Origin of the sequence: Bhargavaea massiliensis, from assembly GCF_018390575.1 — a bacterium.
Taxonomy (GTDB): domain Bacteria; phylum Bacillota; class Bacilli; order Bacillales_A; family Planococcaceae; genus Bhargavaea; species Bhargavaea massiliensis.
In genome coordinates this window covers 143,807-168,848 of record NZ_JAHBCJ010000002.1, presented here as the reverse complement: position 1 = coordinate 168,848, position 25,042 = coordinate 143,807, and the positions used below count along the sequence as shown (strand labels likewise).

General features: G+C 55.9%; 24 protein-coding genes and 1 tRNA gene. 8 read left to right on the top strand and 17 right to left on the bottom strand.

What is annotated here, in order from left to right; all coding sequences use genetic code 11:
- Positions 1-47 precede the first annotated feature (47 nt).
- From KHA84_RS03615 to KHA84_RS03585, 7 genes are all read right to left on the bottom strand, one after another.
- Positions 48-362 (bottom strand): DMT family transporter, encoded by a 315-nt coding sequence (locus KHA84_RS03615; protein WP_213422166.1) that lies wholly within the window; start codon positions 360-362, stop codon positions 48-50.
- Positions 362-703, bottom strand: a complete 342-nt coding sequence (locus KHA84_RS03610; RefSeq protein ID WP_213422165.1) for a DMT family transporter — start codon at positions 701-703, stop codon at positions 362-364. Before KHA84_RS03610 ends, KHA84_RS03615 begins: the two co-directional genes overlap by 1 nt.
- A gap of 98 nt (positions 704-801) precedes the next feature.
- Positions 802-1,869 (bottom strand): hypothetical protein, encoded by a 1,068-nt coding sequence (locus KHA84_RS03605; RefSeq protein ID WP_213422164.1) that lies wholly within the window; start codon positions 1,867-1,869, stop codon positions 802-804.
- Between the two features lie 83 nt (positions 1,870-1,952).
- Positions 1,953-2,585, bottom strand: a complete 633-nt coding sequence (locus KHA84_RS03600; RefSeq protein ID WP_213422163.1) for a YczE/YyaS/YitT family protein — start codon at positions 2,583-2,585, stop codon at positions 1,953-1,955.
- A 34-nt stretch (positions 2,586-2,619) separates the two neighbouring features.
- Positions 2,620-3,108 (bottom strand): Cys-tRNA(Pro) deacylase, encoded by a 489-nt coding sequence (gene ybaK / locus KHA84_RS03595; RefSeq protein ID WP_213422162.1) that lies wholly within the window; start codon positions 3,106-3,108, stop codon positions 2,620-2,622.
- A gap of 14 nt (positions 3,109-3,122) precedes the next feature.
- Positions 3,123-5,297 (bottom strand): DNA topoisomerase III, encoded by a 2,175-nt coding sequence (locus KHA84_RS03590; RefSeq protein WP_213422161.1) that lies wholly within the window; start codon positions 5,295-5,297, stop codon positions 3,123-3,125.
- A 209-nt stretch (positions 5,298-5,506) separates the two neighbouring features.
- Positions 5,507-7,471 carry a cation:proton antiporter gene (locus tag KHA84_RS03585; protein ID WP_213422160.1) on the bottom strand — a complete coding sequence of 655 codons (1,965 nt, stop codon included), beginning with the start codon at positions 7,469-7,471 and terminating at the stop codon, positions 5,507-5,509.
- A 143-nt stretch (positions 7,472-7,614) separates the two neighbouring features.
- Between KHA84_RS03585 and KHA84_RS03580 the strand changes: the two genes are divergently transcribed.
- Both KHA84_RS03580 and KHA84_RS03575 read left to right on the top strand, forming a co-directional pair.
- Positions 7,615-8,640 carry a glycosyltransferase family protein gene (locus KHA84_RS03580; protein WP_213422159.1) on the top strand — a complete coding sequence of 342 codons (1,026 nt, stop codon included), beginning with the start codon at positions 7,615-7,617 and terminating at the stop codon, positions 8,638-8,640.
- 70 nt (positions 8,641-8,710) lie between these two features.
- A complete protein-coding gene (locus tag KHA84_RS03575; RefSeq protein ID WP_035000982.1) occupies positions 8,711-8,896 on the top strand; it encodes an SE1832 family protein in 186 nt (61 codons plus the stop codon).
- A 59-nt stretch (positions 8,897-8,955) separates the two neighbouring features.
- On the opposite strand, the gene KHA84_RS03570 is transcribed toward KHA84_RS03575, so the two are convergent.
- From KHA84_RS03570 to KHA84_RS03560, 3 genes are all read right to left on the bottom strand, one after another.
- Entirely contained in the window at positions 8,956-10,416 is a 1,461-nt protein-coding gene (locus KHA84_RS03570; RefSeq protein WP_213422158.1) for a phospholipase D family protein, read from the bottom strand.
- 129 nt (positions 10,417-10,545) lie between these two features.
- The gene (locus tag KHA84_RS03565; RefSeq protein ID WP_213422157.1) at positions 10,546-11,097 is read right to left on the bottom strand and encodes an RNA polymerase sigma factor; all 552 of its coding nucleotides are present in this window, start codon (positions 11,095-11,097) and stop codon (positions 10,546-10,548) included.
- Positions 11,098-11,442: 345 nt separating this feature from the next.
- Positions 11,443-12,705: a hemolysin family protein gene (locus KHA84_RS03560; protein ID WP_213422156.1), complete on the bottom strand. Its 1,263-nt coding sequence runs from the start codon at positions 12,703-12,705 to the stop codon at positions 11,443-11,445.
- Positions 12,706-12,851: 146 nt separating this feature from the next.
- Here KHA84_RS03560 and KHA84_RS03555 point away from each other — a divergent pair, with 146 nt between their 5' ends.
- Positions 12,852-14,243 (top strand): dipeptidase, encoded by a 1,392-nt coding sequence (locus tag KHA84_RS03555; protein ID WP_213422155.1) that lies wholly within the window; start codon positions 12,852-12,854, stop codon positions 14,241-14,243.
- Here KHA84_RS03555 and KHA84_RS03550 read toward each other — a convergent pair.
- Positions 14,204-14,803, bottom strand: coding sequence for a nitroreductase family protein (locus KHA84_RS03550; RefSeq protein ID WP_213422154.1), 600 nt, complete (start codon positions 14,801-14,803; stop codon positions 14,204-14,206). The two genes, KHA84_RS03555 and KHA84_RS03550, sit on opposite strands and share 40 nt — an antisense overlap.
- A 62-nt stretch (positions 14,804-14,865) precedes the next feature.
- On the opposite strand from KHA84_RS03550, the gene KHA84_RS03545 reads away from it, so the two are divergent.
- Both KHA84_RS03545 and KHA84_RS03540 read left to right on the top strand, forming a co-directional pair.
- Positions 14,866-15,438 (top strand): glycerol-3-phosphate acyltransferase, encoded by a 573-nt coding sequence (locus KHA84_RS03545; RefSeq protein ID WP_213422153.1) that lies wholly within the window; start codon positions 14,866-14,868, stop codon positions 15,436-15,438.
- Between the two features lie 143 nt (positions 15,439-15,581).
- On the top strand, positions 15,582-16,433 hold the full coding sequence (locus tag KHA84_RS03540; RefSeq protein WP_213422152.1) for a DegV family protein: 852 nt from the start codon (positions 15,582-15,584) through the stop codon (positions 16,431-16,433).
- A 56-nt stretch (positions 16,434-16,489) separates the two neighbouring features.
- On the opposite strand, the gene KHA84_RS03535 is transcribed toward KHA84_RS03540, so the two are convergent.
- Together KHA84_RS03535 and KHA84_RS03530 are read right to left on the bottom strand one after the other, a co-directional pair.
- On the bottom strand, positions 16,490-16,990 hold the full coding sequence (locus tag KHA84_RS03535; protein ID WP_336511077.1) for an amidase domain-containing protein: 501 nt from the start codon (positions 16,988-16,990) through the stop codon (positions 16,490-16,492).
- Between the two features lie 282 nt (positions 16,991-17,272).
- Positions 17,273-17,345, bottom strand: a tRNA-Ala gene (locus KHA84_RS03530).
- A gap of 71 nt (positions 17,346-17,416) precedes the next feature.
- Between KHA84_RS03530 and KHA84_RS03525 the strand changes: the two genes are divergently transcribed.
- Positions 17,417-18,439 (top strand): DUF2804 domain-containing protein, encoded by a 1,023-nt coding sequence (locus tag KHA84_RS03525; RefSeq protein ID WP_213422150.1) that lies wholly within the window; start codon positions 17,417-17,419, stop codon positions 18,437-18,439.
- A gap of 43 nt (positions 18,440-18,482) precedes the next feature.
- On the opposite strand, the gene KHA84_RS03520 is transcribed toward KHA84_RS03525, so the two are convergent.
- Complete coding sequence (locus tag KHA84_RS03520; protein WP_213422149.1) at positions 18,483-19,199, bottom strand: glycerophosphodiester phosphodiesterase; 717 nt, start codon at positions 19,197-19,199, stop codon at positions 18,483-18,485.
- Between the two features lie 140 nt (positions 19,200-19,339).
- Here KHA84_RS03520 and KHA84_RS03515 point away from each other — a divergent pair, with 140 nt between their 5' ends.
- The gene (locus KHA84_RS03515) at positions 19,340-19,894 is read left to right on the top strand and encodes a YusW family protein (protein ID WP_213422148.1); all 555 of its coding nucleotides are present in this window, start codon (positions 19,340-19,342) and stop codon (positions 19,892-19,894) included.
- A gap of 173 nt (positions 19,895-20,067) precedes the next feature.
- Positions 20,068-21,129 (top strand): acyltransferase family protein, encoded by a 1,062-nt coding sequence (locus tag KHA84_RS03510; protein ID WP_213422147.1) that lies wholly within the window; start codon positions 20,068-20,070, stop codon positions 21,127-21,129.
- On the opposite strand, the gene KHA84_RS03505 is transcribed toward KHA84_RS03510, so the two are convergent.
- From KHA84_RS03505 to KHA84_RS03495, 3 genes are read right to left on the bottom strand one after another with little or no spacing between them, the layout of a single operon-like run.
- Positions 21,122-21,343: a hypothetical protein gene (locus KHA84_RS03505; protein WP_213422146.1), complete on the bottom strand. Its 222-nt coding sequence runs from the start codon at positions 21,341-21,343 to the stop codon at positions 21,122-21,124. The genes KHA84_RS03510 and KHA84_RS03505 overlap by 8 nt on opposite strands.
- Entirely contained in the window at positions 21,344-23,167 is a 1,824-nt protein-coding gene (locus tag KHA84_RS03500) for an ABC transporter ATP-binding protein (protein ID WP_213422145.1), read from the bottom strand. It abuts the gene before it with no gap.
- Positions 23,160-24,890, bottom strand: a complete 1,731-nt coding sequence (locus KHA84_RS03495; RefSeq protein WP_213422144.1) for an ABC transporter ATP-binding protein — start codon at positions 24,888-24,890, stop codon at positions 23,160-23,162. The genes KHA84_RS03500 and KHA84_RS03495 overlap by 8 nt, the downstream gene beginning before the upstream one ends.
- Between the last annotated feature and the right edge of the window lie 152 nt (positions 24,891-25,042).

Genomic DNA, 25,042 nt, shown 5'->3' with positions numbered 1-25,042 from the left:
AATCTTCCTTTCCGACGCGTGATTGATTTCATTTTAACACAGCGGACTCAGCTGAACAGCTTTAGGCCGGCCGCACCAGTGATGATACACGAAATGAACAGGAGCCGCCGCCATCCGGCAGGCTCCCTGAAAAACAGGATCCCCATCAGCACGGCCCCCGCAGCTCCGAGGCCTGTCCAGATGGCATAGGCAGTGCCCATCGGAATCTCCCGCATGGCGATGGACAATAGGACAAAGCCGACACTGAAAGAAAGGATGAGCGGGACGAGCCGCCACCATTTTTTGTCTTTCAGATAGAGGTTGATGAACATGACACCAAAGATTTCTCCCAAGCTGGCGAGCGCCAGGAAGACCCATGCCATCACGGCTCCCCCCTTTCCTGTTCTGTCTTGCCTTCCCGGTCAGTCAGCTTGATGCCAACCACGCCGACAAGGATGAGGACGATGAAAAACAGCTTAACCGGCGAGAATGGCTCGCCGAAAATGACGATATCCACGAGGACGATCGCTGCGGCTCCCGATCCGGTGAAAACGGCATAGACCGTCCCGGAAGGCAAATTCTCACAAGCTTTGATAATAAAATAAAAACTGAAAATGATGGCGATTGCCGTTCCGGTCCATTCGAGGGCACTGTCCGAGTAGGAGAGGCCGACCACCCAGAACACCTCGACGACGGCAGCGAAAAATACATACAGCCATGCCACCGGCCGTCACCTCTTTCCATTCTGCTATCGTATCCACTTTAACAGAACAGAATGCGGCCCACATAGCAAAACCGCCCGGGAGCTCACCGGGCGGTCTGTCACAATTGTTCTTTGATCGTCCTGATTTTCTCTTCCCATCGCTCCTGGTTGATGGCACTGTCCATCCTTGCCCGGATGGCATGGATGTCACGCACATAGGCATTCATATAGGCACGTGCGTCAAGCATCGCTTCCCGGTAGGCCGATTCGATTTCCGCGGCTCTTTCCTCAAGCTTTGCATCATCCCGGCACATTCCGAGCATGTCGACGATCTCGTCCCCGTCCCGCTCCGGTCCGTACTCATGTGGCTTGGTCGCATCGAACACGCACACGGAAAGCTCCGGAAGCACAATTAGATCGACGCTTCCCGGATCAAGCGCGCACCAGCCGTAGATGACATCAAGGCCGCGCTCCTCCGCCTGCTTCCCGAGTTTCTTCATCATCGTGGACTTGCCCGTTCCGGGATGGGCCTTGATGAGAAGTCTGCGTTTCAGGCCTTTTGTCACTGAATCGAAAAAGTCCTGCGCGCCTTCCGCGGTAAGCGTGCCGATATACCGGTTGGCGACTGTCGATGCCTTATTGAGCGACAGGTCGCCAAACAGCGTTTCCGCCATGCCGGCCGAAAGTTTATCAGCCAGTTCCCAGGACATTCTTGCCCGGTTTGCCTCTTCCCACCTGTCATGCAGTTCCTTTGCCCGCCGGAGGGATGCGAATGTCTTGCCGAGGGCCCCCTCAGCCCGATCCGCAGTTTCCTGAATGAAACCGTGCTGAAGACGAAGGCGATTCTCGTCATACCCGTCATAGAAGGTAACTACCCGATGTGCCCCTCCGAGCTGCACGGGTTCGAGCGACACAGGATGGGAGGCCTGGACAAACAGAATCCCCGGCTTCACCACATGGACGGCATCCAGTCCGTCCGGTGTGAGCGGATCATGGAAAAGCTCCACATCCCATCCCCGTTTCACATAATACTGTGCGACTTCCCTCAAAAGAACGGCAAGGGCCCCGGTCGGAGGCGCCTTCAGGAGGAACGCCTTGGACGCACCGGAAAGCAGCTCCTTGTAATTATGGCGGATTCCTTCTGACGTGTACGCCGTGCTCATGTAGGATGTGATGGTCCCGTTCAAGCGATCACCCTTTCCTCTTGACGGGACATTATATGCAAGGCAGGCATGAAAAAGCACGGCCGGGCAGTCCCGGCCGTGCCATTTCAGTTGGCCTGTGCGGCCTCAGGCGCATCAGCAAGCCGCCTGAGCAGTTCTTTAAAATACGGTAGCGTGTATTGAAGCAGCTGGCCGAAAAACAAGGCGATGATCACGGTACCGATGCCGATCGGCCCCCCGATCAGCCAACCGGCCAGCGCCACGCTCACTTCAAGTGCTGTCCTCACAGTCTTGACGCTCCATCCGGTCTTCTCGATCAGGACGAGCATCAGTGTATCCCTCGGCCCGGCACCGATATCCGGCGAGACATACATGCCGAGCCCCACCGCCATAACGGCAATCCCGAGTATAAAGACCGCCGCCTGTCCGGCAAGGGTTGGAACAGCCGGGATCAACCAGTTGAAAAAGTCGATGAACAGCCCGATCAGGAACATATTGATCCAAGTCCCGATCTGCGGCCATCTTCTCAGGTAAATGGCCGTGGAGCCGACGATGAAGAGGCCGGTCAGAATCGACCAGGTTCCGATTGTAAAGCCGAACATCCGGTACAGCCCCACATGGAGCACGTCCCAGGGCGCGATGCCCAGCAGATGTCCTTTGATGGTCAGCGTGATTCCGAGCGCTAAAATCACCTGTCCCGCAATAAAAAAGAACCATCTCCACATCCGGGTCCGATGCATGGCTGTACCTCCTTTCCGAGCCGGCCGTTCCCGTTCACTTCGACAGCGGCGCAAACTCTGCATCCGCCGCGCGGATGAGCGCATCCGGCGCGAGCTTCATCTGGAGCCCGCGCTTTCCCGCGCTGACGATCATCCGGTCCAGCGCCCGCGCCGATTCATCGATGAACGTCGGGAAGGCCTTTTTCATGCCGACCGGCGAACATCCGCCCCGCACGTACCCTGTCACATCGGTCAGGTCGCGCAAATGCAGCATCTCAACTTTTTTCTCACCTGCCGCCTTCGCCGCCTTTTTCAGATCCAGCTCTTCGGCAACCGGAATAACAAAGACGAAGAACTTTCCCGCTCCGGCAGTTGCGACAAGCGTCTTGTAGACAGTCTCTTCCGCCTGGCCCGTTTTTTCCGCGACCGAGACGCCGTCAAGTTGTCCGTCATCGGTAGCATATTCAATCAGTTCATATTCGGCCTTTTGCCGATCCAGGATACGGACGGCATTGGTTTTCTGGACTTTGTCCTTTTTGCCCAAACCGGACACCTCCGTCAGTCTTGGTCACCGAGCAGTTTCTTCAGCTGGTCGGCCAGCGCCGTGTTTACCGGCTCCTCGTCCTGCTTTTTCATGTATTTCTGCACGTCACGCTTGGAAACCTTGCCCTTGTTCGTCTTGGCTTTGCGCTTCTCGAATGACGACAGCTTTTCACGGTAGCCGCATCGGCAGGTGAAGATCCGGCCTTCGCCCTCGCCCCGCAGCTCAAGCTTTTTATGGCAGTTCGGGCAGCGGGCATTCGTCAGCTGGGACACCCGCTGGCGGTGTCCGCATTCGCGGTCCTGGCAGACGAGCATTTTGCCGCGCTTGCCGTTCACCTCGAGCATCGGCTTGCCGCAGTCCGGGCACATCTTGCCAGTGACGTTATCGTGCTTGAACTTTTTCTCGGAAGCCTTGACTTCCGAGACGGCCCGTTTCGCAAACCCGGTCATTTCCTTCATGAATTCTTTTTTCGAAAGCCGTCCTTTCGCAATCTCGGTCAGCTTCTGTTCCCATTCTCCGGTCAGTGCCGGAGATTTGAGGTCTTCCGGGACAAGCTCCAGCAGTTGGCGGCCCTTGGATGTCGTGAAGATGTCATTGCCCTTTTTCTCAATGACGAACGAATTGAACAGTTTGTCGATGATGTCCGCCCGAGTCGCGACTGTCCCGAGTCCGCCTGTCTCGCCGAGCGTCCGGATCAGCTCCTTGGATTCCCCGGCCATGAACTGCGCCGGGTTCTCCATCGCGGCGAGAAGGGTCCCTTCGTTGAACCGCGCCGGCGGCTTGGTCTGCCCTTCCGTCATCGTGAACGCGCGGATGGCAAGTTTTTCCCCTTTTTCAAACGGCGGAAGCGTCTTGTCGTCTTCCTCTTCCGCATCCAATCCGTATACGGCGCGCCAGCCTTCATCGGTGATCGTCCTGCCCTTTGCGTGGAACCGTTCGCTGCCGGCCCCGAGGACCGCGGTGACCGCTTCGTACTTGTACGGGCCCGAGAAGACAGCGATGAACCGCTTCACGATCAGGTCGAACAGCCTCTTCTCGCTGTCGGACATGCGCTCCAGAATCGCAGGCTCCTCTGTCGGGATGATGGCGTGGTGGTCGCTGACCTTGGCGTCATCAATGACCCCTTTTTGAGGTTTCGGGCTGCCCTTTTTCAGGATGGCCGCAATGTCCTTCCGGTACGGAGCGAGGCGCACGGCTTCCAGCCGGTCCTTCAGGGTCGATGCCATATCGGAGGTAAGGTGCTTGGAATCAGTCCGCGGATAAGTGACCGCCTTATGCGACTCGTAAAGCCCCTGCAAGGTGTTCAATGTTTCCTTTGCCGACCAGCCAAAGCGTTTATGCGCTTCCTTCTGCAGTTCCGTCAGATCAAAAAGCTGGGGTGCCGGCTGGCTTTTCGGCGTGCGCTTCACCTCTTGGATGACGCCCTCACGGATGTTCTCGAGCTTGCCGAGAAGCCCCTCCGCCTCTCCTTTGTCGAACGTGCGGCCATCACCCGACTTGGCAGTCCACTTGAACCTGCCGGAATCGGTGAGCGCTTCGATGCCGTAGAACGACCTAGGCCGGAACTCCCGGATCTGCCGCTCCCGCTCCGCGATCATCGCAAGTGTTGGCGTCTGCACGCGGCCGGTCGACAGCTGGGCGTTGTGCTTCACCGTAAGGGCCCGCGTCGCGTTGATGCCGACGACCCAGTCCGCCTCGGCACGTGCTTCAGCTGCCTCGAACAGTTTTTCGTACTCACGCCCGCCCTTCAGGTTGCGGAAACCGTCTTTGATCGCCTTGTCGGTGACCGAAGAAATCCAGAGCCGCTTGACCGGCTTGTTCGCCTTTGCTTTTTCAAGGATCCAGCGGGCGACCAGTTCTCCTTCGCGGCCTGCGTCAGTCGCGATGATGACTTCCCTGATGTCACCCCGTTTCAGGAGCGCCTTTACGGCGTTGAACTGCTTGGTCGTCTGCCGGATCGGCACGAGCTTGAAGGGCTCGGGCAAGATCGGCAGGTCCTCCATTTTCCAGTCCTTGTATTTCGGGTCATACTGTTCCGGATCGGCCTGGGTCACGAGATGGCCGAGCGCCCATGTGACGACGTAATCCTTTCCTTCCAGTGCCCCATTCCGCTTATCGTTGCATCCGAGCACACGGGCAATGTCCCGCGCGACGGACGGTTTTTCTGCCAAAACCAATGATTTGGACAATGTGCGTCCACTCCTCTCATACGTACTGATTATACAAGACCGGCGGCTTGATTTCATCGGGCACGGCGGGACGGAAGAGGATCGATGAAGGAAACCTGTAAGTCCGAAATCCAGGCTGTAAGGATGCTGAGCCCTCTTTCCGGGTGCGGCTGGCTCAGCAGGACCATGAGAAAAAGCCGGGAGTGATTGCCCTCCCCGCCTTGTCTGTGTTATTTAAGTGCCGACTCCGGAGCGGGGCCCGGGAGCGGCGGTTTTCCGCCGTTGCCGTCACCGCCCACCGGATCGTTGCCGTTCAGGCGATTTTTGATCTGTTCCTTGCTGGCGGATGCCTTGCCGTCCGTCTTGACCTCCAGCTTCTCCTTTACCTTATCGACGGTTTTGTCGGGCGGGCTCAAGGAAACGACGGTATCTCCCGGCTCTGCTGCAAGCTCTGCTCCCGGAGAGTAAAAGTCGATCTTGCCGTCCTTCCTCAAGATATATAAGAGAACCGGACTTTCATCACGCTCGCGGAGATACTGGGTGTACTTGTACCGTTCCGTGATCGGCGTTTTTCGGATCACATGGCCGTTCCGGACACGCGAGTCCAAGACGCCCACAGGGAGCGCCGGTTCAAATATGAACCTGCCCGGTGAACGGACAAGCCGGACGCTCTCCACACCGTAGCGCTTCGGATCCCCTTTGAGACCGGCGCGAAAGACGAATGACGGGCCGAAATCATGGGCGAAGTCGTTGCAGATGTGGGCGTTGTACATGTCCATCGGTGTCATCGACAGCAGGTTCTGGTAAGGCGCAAGGTCATACCGGTAATCGACCTGCTCGGACAGGATGTCACCCGAGAGCACCTTGATGCCGGCCTTGCGTGCCTCGAACACATCGTTCCACGCATCGGTCATCAGGGCGACCGGCTTGCCGTCCTCCTTGATCGATGCGGCAAGCCGTGCGTTGAACAACCCGCCCCCGACGATGAGCGCACCCGAGTTATCCGCAGCGACAAGATTGAGCTTTTTGGCGAGCGGCCCGAGCGAGAAGCCATGGACGATAACCGTTCCGAAAACGAGCGCAAACGTCAGTGCTGTCAGCAGCTCGGCATCTTTGTAGCCCTGATCCAGCAGGATGGTCGCAAAATAACCGGAAACCGTAAGTGCGACAATGCCCCGTGGCGCGATCCAGCCAACGAGCATTCGCTCCTGATTGGTCAGGTCAGTGCCGATGGTCGAAAGCCAGATCGATAGCGGGCGTACGACAAACAGTGTTGCAAGGACAAATGCGATGATTCGCGGCTCAAAAATGGCGAGCAAAGTGTCCACCGACAGCGAAGCCGTCAGCATGACGAAAATCGCAGAGACGAGAAGAACCGAAATGTTTTCCTTGAAATGCCGGATGTCTTCGATGGAAGACAGATGCATATTCGCCATCGCGACCCCCATGACAGTCACGGCGAGCAGCCCCGTCTCGTGCATGATTTCGTCAGACAGCACGAAGACAAACAGGACAGCCGCAAACAGCAAAGGCGATTTCAGGAATTCCGGCACTTTGTCGGCCTCGAACATCCTGCCGAGCGCCCATGCGAAAAACCAGCCGAGCACACCAGCAAATGCCGAAGCAGCAAAGAAGATCATGATGCCTGTGCCGGTCAGGTCGCCGCTCAGGAAGCGGATGGTCTCAAACGCAAACAATGCAAGCAGCGCGCCGAAAGGATCGACAATGATCCCTTCCCATTTCAGGATGGCCCCGACACGCGGCTTCAGCTTCGCCTGCCTGAGAAGCGGCAGAATGACAGTCGGCCCCGTGACGATAAACAGTCCCCCGATGACGAATGCCACTTCCCAGCTGAGCCCTGCCACATAGTGCGCGGCAAGCGATCCTAAGATCCAGGCAAGAAAAGCACCGAGTGTCACGATGCGGCCGACCGGCTTGGAAAATCCGCGGATTTCCCGCACGTCCAGATTCAGACTCCCCTCGAACAAGATGATGGCAACCGCAATCGAGATGACCGGACCGAAAAAGTCCCCGAGCTGCTGTTCCGGATTCAGCAAGCCAAGCAATGGGCCCAGCAAAAGCCCGGCAATGGACATGACGACAATCGCAGGCAGCCGGAGCCTCCAGGCAAGCCACTGCGACCCGATGCCGAGTGCCGCTATGGCCATAAAGGAGAACAGGAACGAGTCGAACATGGGAAATCCCTCCTTTGTGGTCTCAAAAATAATACCCAGTTTACCATATCCAGACGAGACTTCCATCTCAAACCCTCATATTCCGGGGGCCGGTCCCATATGTTGGACAGGAACCGATTTTGCAGCCAGAAAGGGTGAAGGCCTTGACCGGAAAACCAAAAAAGAAAGCGGTATTTTACTGTACGGCAATCGATATCCCTTCCGCCTACCGGACACGGCGCGCACTGCGCATCGCGCAGTCGCTTACCGATATTGAAGTGATCTTCCTTTCGGAGCGCCCGCTCTCCCATGTCGAGGAGGCGGGCTTCCGGGTTGTCCGGATCCGGGGAAAGGCCGGTCTCAGAAAAGCGGCCGCTGATCTGCGCCCGGATATCCTCCTGCGGGACGGCCGCTCCGAACCGGGTGAAACGGATGAACTCAGGGACCTGATTCCTGCCATCATCCATTTTGATGACAGCGGCGAAGGCGAAACAGCGGCAGACCTCGTCTTCCGCACATTTGAAGGGGAACTTCGGGGTCCTGTGCCCTCCAATGTTGTTGCGGGCAAAACGGGCTTTATCGCAGATCCGAGCCTGATCCGGCACCGCCGTATCGGACTCGCGAAACGGCCGCCGGGCGATCTGCCGCATATTGTCGTCACTCACGGCCCTTCCGACCCGGCCAACCTTTCCCACCGGACGCTCCGTCATCTGACACAGCTCCACATTCCTTTAAAGGTGACCGTCCTTCTCGGGGAAGCATATTCCCACCCGGATGATCCTCTTATGATGATGGCACTCGGCCGCCGCAATGTGACCGTCAAAAAGATGCCTTACGACTACGGCAGGGAACTGGCTTCCGCCGACATTGTCATCTGTTCTTCCGGATACATCCCTTTTGATGTCGCATTTTTAAGTATTCCCTGCATTGTTCTCGCGCAGGATGAAGAAGAGCTGGGACACGCTCTTCCCAATGAGGAAAATGGCTTTATCCCGCTCGGGCTGGGGCGAAAGGTCAAACAGTCGATGCTGCTGAATGCGGTGATGGAGCTTCTCCTGCATGAACCGCGCAGAAAACGAGCTGTCGAAAGACAGGCCGCGCTCAACGTCGAGGACGGGCTCGACATGGTGAGCGAAGCGGTTCACTACTACCTGGAGTATCCGCCGCGCAGGCAGGCCGGAAAACACTGATCTTCCGCAGTAAAGGAATACGCCCGCCTTGCGGTTATGGTACAATGTCCGCGACAAGGAGGCGTTCCTGATGGACAAACGTTCCCTCGAAGCGGAAATCGCGGAACTGAAGATGGACTATATCAGCCTGCAGGGCGACATCGAGAAACTCGAGTCGACCGGCCATGAGGCACAGGTCCAAAAAGCGGAACAGCGGCTGGCGGACATGGAAGCCCGCCTGTCGGAACTGAACCGGCAACTGGACGCGCTGGACTGAGCAGGCGAAAGCGGCCTTCGCACCTTTCAACAGGTGCGGAGGCCGCCGGCATTTTCAGGTCAGTATGTGGTGAGCTTCAGGAGTTTCTGCAGGCCGTACACAAAACGCTGTGCCCGGGCAAAACCGTCCAGCTTTTCCTCGGCCTCCAGCGTGTATAGGGCATCCTCATTGCTCCAAAGCCGGTTAAAGTATGCATCCAGATCCGCTACAAGCGGACTGTCCGCCGGTGCCTCGATGCGCAGATTGGCCTCAAGATTATAGTCATCCAGTGCACGCTCTGTCATGTTGGCCGCCCCACTTGAAATGTAGGCTTCTTCCCCATCCTTCACGTAAACCAGTTTGGTATGGTACTGCCCGATAACGGCATTGTAGAAGCGGATTTTGATGCGGCCCTCCGAGTCCTCGATCAGCTCTTCCGCGACCGGCATATTCGGCAGGCCGGTCTTTTTATTGCCGAAGGCATTTTCGTTCGGGTCCAGGATGATCCGGACTTGGGCGCCCCGCTCTGCCGCTTCGACGAGGGCGGATAAAATGTCCCGCTTGGCCAGATAAAACATACCCAGCCATACCTCATCCCCTTTCCCCGCTTTACCGATGTCTTCAAGCAGGTGTTCGAGGATCGGCCGTTCCGTCACGTACTGCACGCCGTACAGTCCGTCGATGTTTTTATCCGTTTCCGCACGAGGAAACGTTTCCGGGCCGCCCGAATAGCGGGAAATCGCTTCTTCCGCCTTAAGCACATCATTAATTACGGGGCCATCCGTCTTGAACGCGACATTTCCGTGCCAGCCGCTCGCGTCGTGTGGGTTTCCGGAATTGACAAGGACCCCTTTTTCCGTGGCAATCACTTTCCGGTGATTGGCCTTGACGTTCAGCAGCTTCAGATAAGAACGGACCGTCATCTTGGGCGCGTCTTCAGCCATCGGGTTTGGCAGCCACCCCTTGCCGTCCTCCCCCCACCATTGGAAAAGAATCCGATAGACCCCCGAATAAATCGGCGTTGAATCCCGGAGCGGATCCAGGGCTGTGACCACGACGTCGACGCCCGCATCCTCCAGCCGCCTTATTTCCTTCGATTTATACGAGCCGTACCCATTGTTGACGGGATCTGTGATAAGGATGACCGGCATGCCGGGATTCTCTTTTTTCTTCTGCACGAGCCGATCGGTCAGCGTGCGGGCAAGCTCGGGGAAATCTTCTTTTTCATCGTAGTAGCCGTTGTAAAGGAAAAAATCCGTCACGACGAACTCTTCGGCCCGGTCAATCATCGAAAACACTTCATCGAAAATCTGCAGCTCGTGGACCATGCCGTCCTTTGACCGATCCTTCGAATAAGTCAGGTCGGTGAGCATCTCCACATTGTCCGTCCGGAAGAGCGTCCCGTCATGGGAGATGCCTTCCGGGAGCGGCTTGTATGTATGATAGAGCACGATGCCGATATAAATAAGCACGAACAGGCAGGCGATGATCGTCAGCACCCTGCGCCTCGTGCTCCATTCTTTGACTTTCTTCTTGTCCATGCAGTTCCCCCCTTTGATCCCCCTTCCATTCCCCTTTCTAATGCCAAGGAAAACACTTGAGGGGAAGCGGGGAAAAAAAACAGGCGGTCCGGGCAACTTTCTGCCCGGACCGCCGTCCTAATGATTATCTTATCCGGCTGTAACATAGCCTTTTGCCTGCTCATCGAGAAGCATCATTTCCTTCAGCCGCTGCTTGGCGCGGAATAAGCGGGATTTCACAGTCCCGATCGACACTTTCATGAGATCGGCGATTTCGTTGAGCGAGTACTGGTTCACATAAAAATAAAGCACTGTCTTTCGGTAGATGCCGTCCAGCTCATTCAGCTTCGATTGGACGATCGCACGGATGTCCTCGCGCTCCAGCAGGTCATCCGCTGTCGGTTCGGCACAAGGCACGAGGTCCAGGATCGGCACGTCGAGCGTTTCCGGCTGATCCATGACATGCTGGCTTCGGCGGACCGTCTTGCGGTAGCGGTCGCGGAATGTGTTCATGCAGATTGTCGTGAGCCATGCTTTGACGTGGTCGACGCCTTCAAGCGACTTCTCGTTCCGGACGACTTTCAGCCAGACGTCCTGCATCAGATCTTCCGCCTCGTCCTTGTTTCGCGTGAGCTTCAGGCAGAGATGATAAATGAAGCGATCATATTCTTCGTAGATGGTTTCGATGTTACGACCGGCCATGGCCGATCCCTCCCGTTCGTACTGTTCTTTGTTGACTTTATTGTCCTATAGAGCAACCTTGCCCTCCATCGGATTCTCTTTCAGCTCCATTACAAAGATGTAAGAAAAGGAGAAAGGTTGAATACTAAAGCGCAAGCGCCCGTTCAGCAACGTACAAACTGAAGCCCTTCGCAATGAGATAAAGGAAACACGGCGAGGAACGAACCGATGTTGACTGATCGCAATGGAGAAGTGCAAAGTTTGCTAGTTGCCGGGTGCTGGAGCTGGCCGTTGCGGTCAGGAAATCAAAAAGGCGCTCCCGTCAGGAAGCGCCCCAACGCAGGCTGCTGCCTGCGTTTTTGTGTTTTATTCTTCGGTTGTGGCCGCCTGTTCCGCTTCTTCTTGTTCCCGCTTGGTGATGAGCATGCGGGTGATGCGGTTGCGGTCCATTTCCTCGATGACGACATCCAGGTTGCCGTAGGTGAATTTTTCACCCGGCTCAGGCACATGTCCGAGTTGCTGCAGGACGAATCCGCCGACCGTCTCATGCTCGTCCGGCATCTCGGAACGGAAGGATTCCATCACGTCATCCATCTCAAGACGTCCCGAGCACTCCAGGCGGGTATCCGTCATTTCGTAGACGAGCACCTCGTCTTGCTGGTCGGTCTCGTCTTCAATGTCCTGGCCGATCATCTCTTCAATGATATCTTCGTGCGTGACGATGCCGAGGGTGCCGCCGTATTCGTCGAGGACGATCGCGATATGCTTCTTTTTCGCCAGCATCATCTTGAATACCCGCTCGACACTGAGCGTCTCGACGACAAACAGCGGTTCACGGTCCATGTAATCCTCGATCGTCGAATTAGGCTCCATCGACCATTCAATCAGCTGTTTGGAATAAAACACGCCGACGATGGTATCCATGTTGTCCTCATACACCGGATAACGCGTGTACCAGTGTTCAAGGATGGTATCCCGAACATATTCATAGCCGGCATCAAGAGGGACCCCAACGATTTCCGTCCGGTGGGCCGACATGACGTCGGACACATCTTTTTCGGGAAAGTCCATCACGCCCTTGAGGCGGATGGATTCCTCTTCTTCAAAGGTCCCTTCCGTAGATGCAATATCCACCATCGACCTAAGATCTTCCTTCGTCAGTGTCGCCTCCGTCACCGCGCCTCGCGAAATGATCCGGATAAAGATATTCGTGAACAGCGACAGCAGATACGTAAGCGGCGAAAGGATGATGACCAGGAACCGGATAATCGGAAAGACCAGATAGGCGACCTTTTCGGAGAACGTTGCCGCTATCGTCTTCGGCAGCACTTCACCGAAGATGATAAGGGTGATTGTCAGAATCGTTGTCGCCAGCCCGACCTGCCAGCCCTTGTCGATTGCGATCGCCGTAAGGAGGGTCGGCAAGAGGATATTCACGATATTGTTCCCGATCAGGATCGACGTAATCATCCGATCGGGCTTGCTGATGAGTTTCAGCAGTTTCTCAGATTTACTGTCTCCCTGGTCAGCACGCAGCTGTACCTTCATCCTGTTCGTGGCTGTAAGCGCCGTTTCGCTGCCCGAGAAGAAAAAGGACAGGAAGAGCAGGATTCCCAAGACGATAAACAAAAGCCATTCCCCCTGAGTTTACACGGAATTCAAACACTTATTGAACATCATACCATAAACCTTTCCCCCGATAGGTCAATTTGAATCCGCTTTCTCTGTTTCTGGTATACTTGGCACGTAAACCACACCGGAAAGAGGGATCTTTGATGGACCATCTGAATGAATTGGACCGCTACTTTACAGAGCAACGCGATGCGCATCTTGCTGAGCTGACTGACTTCCTGAAAATCCCGAGCATCAGCTCGCTCTCCGAACATAAGGGTGACATGAGAAACGCTGCAGAATGGCTTGCAGGATCGCTCAAGGCTGCGGGACTCGAAAACATTACCATCGATGAAACAAAGGGCCATCCCGTCGTCTATGCGGACTGGCTGCATGCGGAAGGCCAGCCGACCCTCCTCATCTACGGCCACTATGACGTCCAGCCGGTCGACCCGCTGGAGCTATGGGACAGCGCGCCGTTCGAGCCCGAAATCCGTGACAACAAACTGTTTGCGCGAGGCGCAAGCGACGACAAGGGCCAGGTGTTCATGCATGTGAAGGCTGTCGAGGCTCTTTTCAAGACAAACGGCAAGCTCCCGGTGAATGTGAAGTTTTGCATCGAAGGCGAAGAAGAGATCGGCAGTCCGAACCTTCCGGCCTATGTGGAAGAAAACAGGGACAAGCTTGCTGCCGACGTAATCGTCATTTCCGACACGGGCATGCAGGGACCCGGCCGGCCGGCTGTCTGTTACGGACTCCGCGGGCTTGCGGGAGTCCAGATTGATGTGAAGGGAGCCAAGGGCGACCTCCACTCCGGCCTGTACGGCGGCGGCGTCCAGAACGCCACCCATGCGCTCGTTGAACTGCTCGCTTCCTTCCGCGGCAAGGAAGGCACGATCACCGTTGACGGCTTCTATGACGATGTTCGTCCCGCAACGGAAGAAGAACGGGAGGAGTACCGTAAGCTCGGCTTCGATGAGGAAGCATTGAAAAAAGAGCTCGGCGTAAGCGAGCTCTTCGGTGAAGCGGGCTATTCACATCTCGAACGCACATGGACCCGCCCGACTCTGGAGATCAATGGCGTATTCGGCGGATTCTCCGGCGAAGGGATCAAGACCGTGCTTCCGTCCGAAGCAGGAGCGAAAATCACCTGCCGCCTCGTGCCGGACCAGGACCCGGACGACATCGTCAAAAAACTGCGCAGCCATATCGAAAAAAATCAGCCGGCCGGCGTTACGGTGACCGTCACTGAATTCGATAAAGGAAAGCCGTTCCTCACCCCTTACGACCACCCCGCCATCCAGGCTGCCGGCAAATCGTATGAGCGGGTATATAACGTCCCGACCGCCTATACGCGCGGCGGCGGCTCGATTCCGATCGTTGCGGCATTTGACGAGATTCTCGGCCTCCCGGTCGTACTCATGGGCTTCGGGCTGTCGTCCGAGAACTTCCATGCGCCGAACGAACACTTCCATCTCGAAAACTTCGACAAAGGTCTTCGCGTCATCGGCGACTATTACTTTGAAGTGTCGTCCGCGCTTTCCGGAGCGGAATAAAACGTAACTTTATCTTCAATCGGGGTGTGGTCCCATTCCTTCGGCATCGTATCCGAATGCCCGAAGTGCAGCATGCAGATCACGCGCTCCCCTTCCCCGGCGCCCAGCGCCTCGCGGAAATTGGGATGATCCAGCCAGGCAGGTGTTTTGATGCATGTGCCGATGCCCTTATCCCACGCGAGGAGCTGGGCGTTTTGCAGGAAGGCGGCAATTGCCATATGGTCTTCGCTGCGCTGCTTCTGGCGCATATCTTCGCGGACGATGGCAAACACGATGGCCCCCGCGCTCGTGAACTTGGAGGACTGGCGCTCAAGGGCTTCTTCCGTAAGATCCCGCCAGTTAGGAATGGCGTATTCCCTGATCAGGCGCTGCACATCGGAAAGGTTATCCCCTGCCCCGACGACAAACCGCCATGGTTCGCGTTTGCCGTGGTTCGGTGCGAACCTGGAATCGGACAGGACTTCCATGACATCTTCCCGGGAGACCGGGGTACCGTTAAAGTTCTTGATGGAGCGGCGCTCGATCACCGCTTGCCGGACACTCATCTGCTGTTGGCTCATCATGATTCTCCTTCACTACCAGTAATCACCCTGATTATAGCAGACCCCGGGGAGGGATGCTGTTGAACGCTTTAAGCATGGAATCCCTCATTTATCTCACCTTGTGCTGGGCGGCGGGCTCAATCCTCTGGGCACATGTGATTGGAAGCCTGCTCGGTGCGGATCCTGCCTCTGAGGGTAGTGGAAATCCCGGCGCGAGAAATGCCGGAAGACTTTTTGGAGCCGCTGCATTTTTCGCAGTGTTCGCTGGAGATGCACTAAAAGGTGCCGTTGCCGTCCTGGCCGGCCGGTATTTCGGCTATCCTGAAGGGCTGATTGCTGCAGGCGCGGCGCTTGCAGTATTCGGGCACGTTTTTCCTCTATTCCAAGGAAAAGGCGGAAAGGGCGTCTCCGCATTTATCGGTGCCGCAATAGCCTTTTCTCCCCCGGCCTTCGCCGGGTTCGCAATCGGGATGGCCGCCTCCCTTCTCCTGCTCCGATCGGCAACGCTTGCCATGCCGGGAGGATTCGTTGCATGGGCTGCCGGACTCTGGTTCTCCGGGATCCTTCCTTCTTCATGGCCTCTTCTCTTGGCGGGAGGTCTTGTGCTGGCCCGGCATAGGGAGGACTTTAGCGAGGCAATCCGGCGGGCTTAGACATTATCCTACCGATAATAAAAATATAGAAAAGACTTATATTATCTCACTATAATATAAGTCTTTTCTATTTCCCCGCCCTCTTTATTGTTCAGTATGGTATAGTATCCAGAAAACGACTGCACTTTCAGGGGGGATGAAAAATGAAGAAAAAACCGATTGCCTATATCGTCGACAGCACCGCCCATATTTCAAGTGAACTGGCGGACCATCCGGACTTGTACGTCGTGCCGCTTAACATCCATTTCGGAGACCAGGAGTATACGGACGGTGTGGGCATCCGTCCGGAAGAATTATATGAAAAGATCCGCACATCCAGCGAGCTGCCGAAAACCTCGCAGCCGTCCGCGGGCCGCTTTGCCGAACTGTTTGACCGTCTCAAGGAAGAATACGAGCAGGGGCTTGCGGTCATGCTCACATCCGAACTGAGCGGAACCTATGCCTCTGCCGTTTCAGGGGCGGAACTGAGCGGCTTCGACGTCCGCATCATCGACGGAAAATCGCTTTCCTACGGCACGACCGGGCTCCTCCGTCTTGCGATGGAGCTGGAACAGCAAGGAAAAAGCCGTGATGAGATTGCCGAGGAAGTCAGCGTTCATGCCGGAAAAACCCGTTCCTTTATTTACATTGGACAGCTGAATCAGCTGCACAAAGGCGGACGGATGGGCAACATTCAGTTCTACCTCGGCAGCATGCTTCAGATCAAGCCGATCATCCAGATCACTCCTGAGGGCAAGCTTGAGGCGATCGATAAGGTTCGCTCCGAGAAAAAGGCGTTCCGCTACCTGGTGGACAAAGTAAAAGCCGCATACGATCACGGACGCCGTACCATTCACCTGATGCATGCAAATAGTCCGAAGGAAGCGGCCCGGCTAAAGGAACAGATGCTGGAGGTCATGCCCGGACTTGAAGTAAAGATGGGAGATATCGGTTCCGTCCTTGCCGTCCATGCCGGCGAAGGCACAATGGCCGTCATCTGGTATGACTTTGATTAAAGTTTCAGCATGAATTTAAAAACGGCCGGAAGAAATTCCCCGGGCCGTTTTTTCGTTTAGTCAAATCGGTCATTGATTTTCCAGAAAACGTATGTTGCGTCCGGCCTCCAGGCATAGGAATCTTTGTATGCCCAGTGCCGGTCCCGGACGTTGTACGTATGGGCATTCACATACGGAACGCCGTCCCTCTTCGACGTCACGATGGTGGTGTGATTAAAAACGCCGTCTCCTTCAAAGTCATAGGAAATGACGTCCCCCGGTTCCAGCTCCGCCGCTGACTGAACCCGCCTTGCCGTCAGCCCACGCTGCGAGCCAGCCAGATACCAACGGAGCGAATGCGACACGCTCCAGCTAAAACTCCAATTGCCTCCACCGATCCACCATCCCCGCTCCCGATTCGGGGACCCCCACATCGGCGCACCGCCTGCCCTCAGACATTGCGAGATATAGTTCGTACAGTCCACAGCGAATTTTGGATAAGCGGGATTGTAATCATTCCACCACCGGTTTGCATAGGCGACCGCCGCTTCCCGGTCATAAACCGCCAACTTCCGCACCCCCTCTCCTGCAACGTATGCGGAGAGCGGAAAGTTTTATGCGGCCGTTAGAGGACCCATCCTACAGTGCAGGTCTGGATGTGTGCTTCGAATTCCCGGGCGAGTGCATCAAGCGGAGGGCGAGAATCGGGGCCGAGAATCGGGGGCGAGTGGTGTGCTGAGCGATTACCTGCCCCATATCAGGACTATTGGCAATCCCCTGACTCAGTCCGAGAGAGACCAGTTTTGCATAAAAATAAAAACCGCCGGAATCCTTCAAAGGATTCCGGCGGTTTTATGTGATGGAGCATAGGGGGCTTGAACCCCTAACCTCTGCGCTGCCAGCGCAGCACTCTCCCAATTGAGCTAATGCCCCGTGTCTCTGGTACAATAAAGAGTATATCAGCAAAACGAAAGTTTGACAATAGTCGTTTTCGAGGTGATCGTATGCAGCACAAGGAACGCGAATTGACAGAGCCCGTCCGGCTTTCCAACACTGACGGGACACTGAATCCGGAAGCGATCGGCTTCGCCAGGAACCCGATCATCACGGGCAATCTCGCCAAAAACTATATGCGCAAAAAGCGCTGGAATTACTGGTGCGTGTACGCTGAAGACGTTCTGTTTTCCGTCACGGTGTCCCACCTCGACTATGCCGCATCCTGTTTCGTTTATGTCTTCCACTATGAAACCCAGCGGTTTTTCGAGAAAACGGTCACCGTTCCGATGGGCCGAAATGTCCGGATGGGCGATGAAGTGCTCGGCAATGTGTCTTTCATTCACCCCGACATGAACATCCAGATGATCCATATCAAGGATGAGACCCATCTGCTTGTCACTGTGCCTGACTTTGACGGTGAACTTCTCCATGCGGATCTGCATATCAGGCATCCCGAAGGCGAGGAGTCGCTAAACGTAGTCGTGCCGTGGAACCGCCACCAATATCAGTTCACCGCAAAGCACCATCTCCTGCCGGCCGAAGGGTTCATCACGATTGATGACCGGCGTTTCCGGCTCGCCAGTGAAGAATCCTTTGCCGTCCTTGATTTTGGCAGAGGCATCTGGCCCCGCAAGGCTGTCTGGAACTGGGCGATGGCTTCCCAGCGCTATGGGCGCCGCCGCATCGGTTTGAACTTTGGCGGGCAGTGGACCGACGGGACCGGCATGACCGAAAATGCAGTGTTCGTCGACGGCAAGATGCATAAAATCAGCGAGGATGTACTTTTTGATTACGATCCGGACGACTACATGAAGACGTGGAGAATCCGCACCAAATTTACAAATTCAGTCGATCTGACATTCACGCCCTTTTTTGAGCGGACCGCTGCGACGGATGCCAAGCTCGTCAAATCGGATGTCCATCAGTTGTTCGGTTACTTCAGGGGCCGCATCCGACTTGAGGAAGCCGGCGTCAACCTTCATATCGTTAAACTTCTCGGGTGCAGCGAGGAGCACAGGGCCACCTGGTGATGAAAACAAAACACAGGAACCGGATCTGCCGGTCCCTGTGTTTTTATTTGAATAATTTGAGCATCCTATCCGGGTAATCGGTGAAGATGGCCTGCGCGCCCGCTTCCCGTGCCATGAGCGCGTGTTCCGGTTCATTGACTGTGTATACCCGCAGCACGGTGCCTTCTGCCGCTGCCCGCCTGCCGGGTTCACGCACTGCGTATGGCAGCGCCGGATGAAGAGCATCGGCTCCGATTCGGGCAGCCATTGCCCGGGCATCGGCGAGAATTTCGACAAACAGCATTCCTGTCTCGATTTCAGGCGCTTCGCGCTTCACCGCCTCAAGCGTCACATGGTCAAAAGATGACAAGATGACCCGGTCTGCAATCCCAAATTCCTTCACCATTGCAATCACTTTCTCACGCATTCCGGGATAAGGGAACACATCCGATTTAAGTTCGATGTTGAGCTTGTGGGGCTTGTCCCGGAACAGATCGAGCACTTCCCGCAACGTCGGAATCCGTTCATCGTAGTATTCATCGGCAAACCGGCAGCCGGCGCTCAGCTTCTTTAGTTCATCCAGCATCATGTCCTTGACGTATCCGCTGCCGTCAGTTGTCCGGTCAACTGTTTCATCATGAATCACGACCGGCACTCCATCGCCCGATAAATGGACGTCAAGTTCTATCCCGTCGATTGGCAGTGCGGCAGCTTCACTGAATGCAGCCAATGTATTTTCCGGCCGGCTGCCGGATGCACCACGGTGTGCAAAAATTTCCATTTACGCACCTCCTGTCCGTTCCATCAGTGCTTTCATCGATTATGGCATATCCGAACCGCACCTGCTACGCAGAGACTGTTTAAAATTCCGCGGAATAGGAAAGATAAACTACAAACAGGGAATCGAAAGGACGTGCAACTATGAAACAAAAACTGCTCGGAATTACGGCACTCGCCGCCGTCCTCACTCTCAGCGCCTGCGGCGGCAATAACGATGCCATGGACGACGCAGCTGGCGGCGACAACGACGACCAGGCACCCACCACCGAAGAGACAGGTGATAACACCGAATCAGCGATCGAAAGCGATGAAGCCGGCGATAACCCTTCCGGAGGCAAAAACGACGGGATGCAGGAAACCACACAGGGCTACGGGTTCACGGAATTCGATCTTGAAATCGACGTAGACGGCAAAGACGCAGTGGATGCAAGCTATGAGACCAAGACAGACGGAACATCCGAGGCAGAGTACAAAAACACGCTGGAAGGTGTTGATTACGGGGAGGACAACCAACAGGAAGAGGCGATGAATGAACTTGATGCCCTGTTCAAGGAAATCGTGCTCGACCAGAATGTGACTGAAGAAGAGGCCAAGAAGAAAATCCTCAACGCCCTGGAAATTCAGGACTACACCAAGTTTGAACTGGAAGTGAATTTCGAAGAGGGACCAAATTTGAACATTGAAGAAACGAAATGATTTGTGAAGGCGGCCGTGCCCGGTTTGGGGCGGCCGCCATTTTTTGTATCTTTTCAAATGGGGCTGACGGGTGTAAGATGCCCGTATTCCCCCTGCAGGTTTGAAACCTGCCCAAATGGGGCATGTATTCCGGAGATAGAATCCAAGACTCATGTACAGATGGAGGACCTGCCATGGCAAAACAGAGACTGACCTGGGTTGACGTCACAAAAGGATTTCTGATGATCCTTGTCGTGATCGGCCATTATCCCGGAGAACTAAACTTTCCCCTGTCCAAGTATATTTATTGGTTCCATATGCCGGCCTTTTTCCTGTTGAGCGGTTTGTTTTTCAAGGAAGCAAAAAACCGTGCGGAAGCCGGCGAGTCCATCAAGAAGCGATTTATGCAGCTGATTGTCCCGTACCTGTTCTTCCTGATCCTGATCACGGCAATGCGCTACGGGATGGAGTTGGGCTACGGCAACACCGACTTGCAGTGGTACCTCAATGACCTCTGGACGCTCGTCGTCGGCGGCCGGTTTGTCCGGGGCGCTTACGGGGTGTTCTGGTTCGTGACGGCCCTGTTCGCCGTGTTCGTGCTGTTTACATTCATGACGAGGTACTTTAGCAGGAAGGTCCAGATTGGCCTGGTTGCCCTTTCGTATCTCGTCGCCCACACGGAGAGCCTGTTCGCTCAGCGGGTGCTGGACGGAGGCGTCGTAGAATCCGCCCAGCAGATTCCCCTCCCTTGGAACGTCGATGTCGCGCTCATGGCGCTCGTCTATTTCGCGATTGGCTACTACCTGAAGACTTTTTGGATGGAGATCAGCGGCAAAGTGCTCGCTGCTGGGGCTGCGACCATCACCGCATGCCTCGCCCTGGACGCGGCGGGTTTGTTCGACTACCATCTCAGCATGAAGTTCTTGCGGTATGACCACTTCTTCCTGGACCTGATCATTCCGATTTCCTGCACAATTTTAGTCATCGGGCTGTTCCAGCGTGCCGCAAGAAGAATGCCGCTGAACTGGCTGCAGTTTGTCGAGAAGCATTCAATCTCAATCATGTATCTCCATATTTTCGCCGACATCGTGCTGAACGATTTCTTCAACTATGGCCTGATCGGATTTACCGCAATCGGTCTTGTCCTCCCGATTCTGGTATCGATCGCGCTTGAGAAATTCGTTCCATACGGAAAGATTTTCCTCGGCGGTTTCCGTCCGAGAAAGAAACCCGGTTCCGCTGCGATGGTCAGATAACGAAAAATCCGGAGAGGTCCGCATCTCCGGATTTTTCGTATATTTCGGGGGATATGCCCAGGACCGGTTGGTGATCTTTCACCTCACGGTACTGATCTTTCAGGGCGCCTTTTTGATCTTTCACGGCCTCATATTGATCTTTCGGATCACTTTGCTGATCTTTCCTCACATTTCTCTCACGAAAACCCGGAGCTATGCTGGCTCCGGGTTTCATTTATAATTCCGCACCCTTCAGCATCTGATCGTACAGCCCCCCGCTGCCGATCAGATCCTGCTGCCTGCCGGCTTCGGCGAGACGGCCGTCCTGCATGACGAAGATAAGGTCCGCTTTTCTCACCGTGTTCAGCCGGTGGGCGATGATGAAGCTGGTCCTGCCTTCCATCAGGCGTTCGAGCGCTTCCTGGATCTTCATCTCGGTGACGGTGTCGATCGAGGAAGTGGCCTCATCCAGCAAGAGCAGCACCGGATCCGCGACAAGCGCACGGGCGATGGAAAGCAGCTGCTTCTGCCCCTGGCTGATTTCCCCTCCGTCCGCCGATAGCACCGTTCCGTAGCCGTCTTCCAGCTTCATGATGAAGTCATGTGCATTGGCTTCCTGTGCCGCAGCGATCACTTCCTCATCCGTTGCGTCCAGGCGCCCGTAGCGGATATTTTCCATGACGGTTGCCTCAAACAAAAACGGATCCTGGAGAACGAATGCCATCTGGCTTCTTAGAGTTTTCCTCGGCAGATCCGTGATCGGGATGCCGTCGATCAGGATCTGGCCCTCACTCGCGTCATAAAATCGGGCCAACAGCTGCATGACGGTTGTTTTCCCGGCGCCCGTCGCTCCGACAAACGCAGCCGCCTCCCCCGGTCGCACCCTGAAACTGACACCTTCGACGGTATAGTCGTCCTCGCCATAGCCGAACGCGACATTCCGGAATTCCACGTCACCCTTGAGAGTCGTGTCCGCATGTCCTTTCGCATCGTCGCGCTCCGGTTCCTCATCCATGATGGCAAACACCCGCTCCGCACCCGCAATGGCGGAAAGGACGGTGTTGAACTGGTTGGCAAGGTCGTTGAGCGGGCGTGTGAACTGGCGGGCATATTCAGTGAAGATGACGATTGTTCCGATTGTGACGAGCCCGTCGCCGGCCAGCGCCAAGATCCCCCCAATGCCGGCAACCACCGCGAATGCCCCGTTGTTCAGGAAGTTCATCACTTTCGGGATGAATCCGGCATAGGTCAGTGCCCAGAAGCCGGTCCGGCGGAGCCGTTCACTTTTCTCGGTGAATTCCTCCATCACCCGGTCCTCCTGTGAAAAGGCTTTGACAATGCGCTGCCCGGAAATTGACTCTTCGATCATGCCGTTCAGCTCGCCGACAGCGCGCTGCTGCGCTTTGTAGAGCCGGCCTGTCCGCTTCGTGATCCAGCGGACCGCGGTGAACATGAGCGGAATGATTGTCATCGTGAGCACAGTAAGCAAAGGGCTGAGGGACAGCATGACGGCCACCGTCCCCACGAGCGTCAGTACGCTAGAGAATACTTGGATAAACGAGTTGTTCAGCGTCTGGCTGACGTTCTCGATATCGTTTGTCATCCGGCTCATCAGCTCGCCGTGCTGCCTGCGGTCAAAAAATTTCACCGGCAGCTGCTGGAAATGACTAAAGAGGCCCGTACGCATCTTATACACTGCGCGCTGGGAAATGCCGATCATCCAGAAACTCTGCAGGTACATGGCGACCGACAGTCCGGCATAGACGGCAATCAGCAACACCACCATCCGGCCGAATCCGCCGAACTGTCCGGCGACAATGTATTCGTCGACGATATGGCCGACCAGGTACGGACCAAGGATCGACAGCCCCGAACTGATGGCGACGAGGACAAGCACTGCGATGAGTAGCGCACGCTGCTCATCGACAAGCCGCCAGATGCGCATAAGCACATCCTTCCAGTTGTTCGGCCGTTCACTCTTCTTCTCCTTTGGTTTCTTCAGGTCTTCCTTCGTAAGAATCGGCTCGTAGCCGAACGGCTTTCTGATGAAATCAAACATCCCCGTTCACCTCCCCGGCATGCGCACTCTGGGATTCGACGATCTGCCGGTACAGCTCCGACTGCAGCAACAGTTCCTCATGCGTCCCGTAGCCGGACACCCGGCCCTCGTCCAGCAGAAGAATCCGGTCGGCGCCCGCTGCGGTCCCGACTTTCTGCGTGACGACGAGCATCGTCGCGCGCTCCCCCTCGAGTGCTTCCCAGAGGGCGTTCTCGGTTTTTACGTCCAGCGCAGACGTACTGTCATCCAAAATAAGGATTGACGGATGACGCACGAGCGCGCGAGCGATGGAAAGGCGCTGTTTCTGCCCGCCCGACAGGTTGACCCCCTTCTGGCCGACCCGCGTTCCGTATTTGTCCGGGAAGCGCTCGACGGAATCATGGATCTGGGCCTTTCGTGCGGCTTCTTCCAATTCGTCCAGCCCGGCTTCGGAATCCCCCCAGCCAAGGTTCTCATGGATCGACCCGGTAAACAGCATCGACTGCTGCGGCACGTAGCCAATCGCATCCCGGAGGTCCTTCAGCGGCCATTCCAGGATATCCCGGCCGTCCAACAGCACCCTGCCTGATGTCGGCTCGAAAAATCTCGGGATCAGGTTCAGGAGTGTTGACTTGCCTGAACCCGTTGCGCCCATGATGGCAAGTTTCTCGCCTGGCTCCACGTGGAAACTGATGCCATGGAGGACCCCCTTGTCCGCCCCATCATAGGTGAATGACACCTTCTCGAAGCGCAGGTCGCCGGCCGGTTGCTTCCCGCTTCCACGCTCCGCCTCTTCGGTGCCTCCGTCCGCAAGAAGCACTTCTTCCATCCGCTCCGCGGACGCTTTGGCCCGCGAATATGCCACGATGATGAATGAGAACATCGAGAACGATCCGGTCATCCGCAGCGCGTAGTTCACGATCGCGACGACTTCACCGACTTCCGCTCCGCCTGCCCGGACTTCCTGCGCGCCGAACCAGAGAACCGCGAGCAGGCTTACGTTCATGACAAAGAGAAGCACCGGCAAAATCAATTCCATCAGGCGGACTGCCGTTACGGTATCCGAACGGAGCGCCCCCGCCACTTTCATGAAGCGGGACGATTCATAGGCCCCGCGCAAGTATGCCTTCACCAGGCGCACCGCCTGCAGGTTCTCCTGCACGACACGGTTCACCCGGTCGAGGCGGCGCTGCACGCGTCCGAACATGGCTACCCCCTTCCTCACCATGAAGACGAGGAAGATCACGAGGAACGGCACGCCGATCATGAGAAACAGCGCAAGCTTCGGATTGACGATAAACGCCATGATCAGACTTCCGGCCGCGGCAAGCGGCGCCCTGAGCATAATCCGGAGACTCATATAAAGGACGTTCGATGTCATCGTGATGTCGCTCGTCATCCGGGTCAGGAGCCCGGACTGTGGGAAGCGCAGGAACGTCGACATTGTGAATGACTGGATTTTCCGGAACATCGCGGCCCGCAGGTCAAACGCGAAACTGTGCGCCGCATGGGCTGCGAAAAACGAATTGGTCACTCCAGACAGGAACGCTGCAAACGCAAGCCCCATCATGACGGTGCCCCAAGTCCAGACCGTCCCCGAATCCCCGGGGATAATACCGTCATCAATGATTTTTCCGATAACGAGCGGCTGGATCAGCTCGACCGCCAGTTCCACAAGCATCAGCAGGAGCGCGATGGCAATGGGCCATTTATACGTCTTGGCATAAGAGAATACAGTTTTCAAAGTTTCACCCCAAATATCCTTCGCATAACGAATCAACTGTTCCTTCATTATGCCATATTCCCCCCCGGCCGGATAGGTGGAGGGAGAATTTTCAGTTAGCTTTGATTGGCCAGCAGTTAAATTAAAGATACCCTTCCTCTTTGCTTAAACGG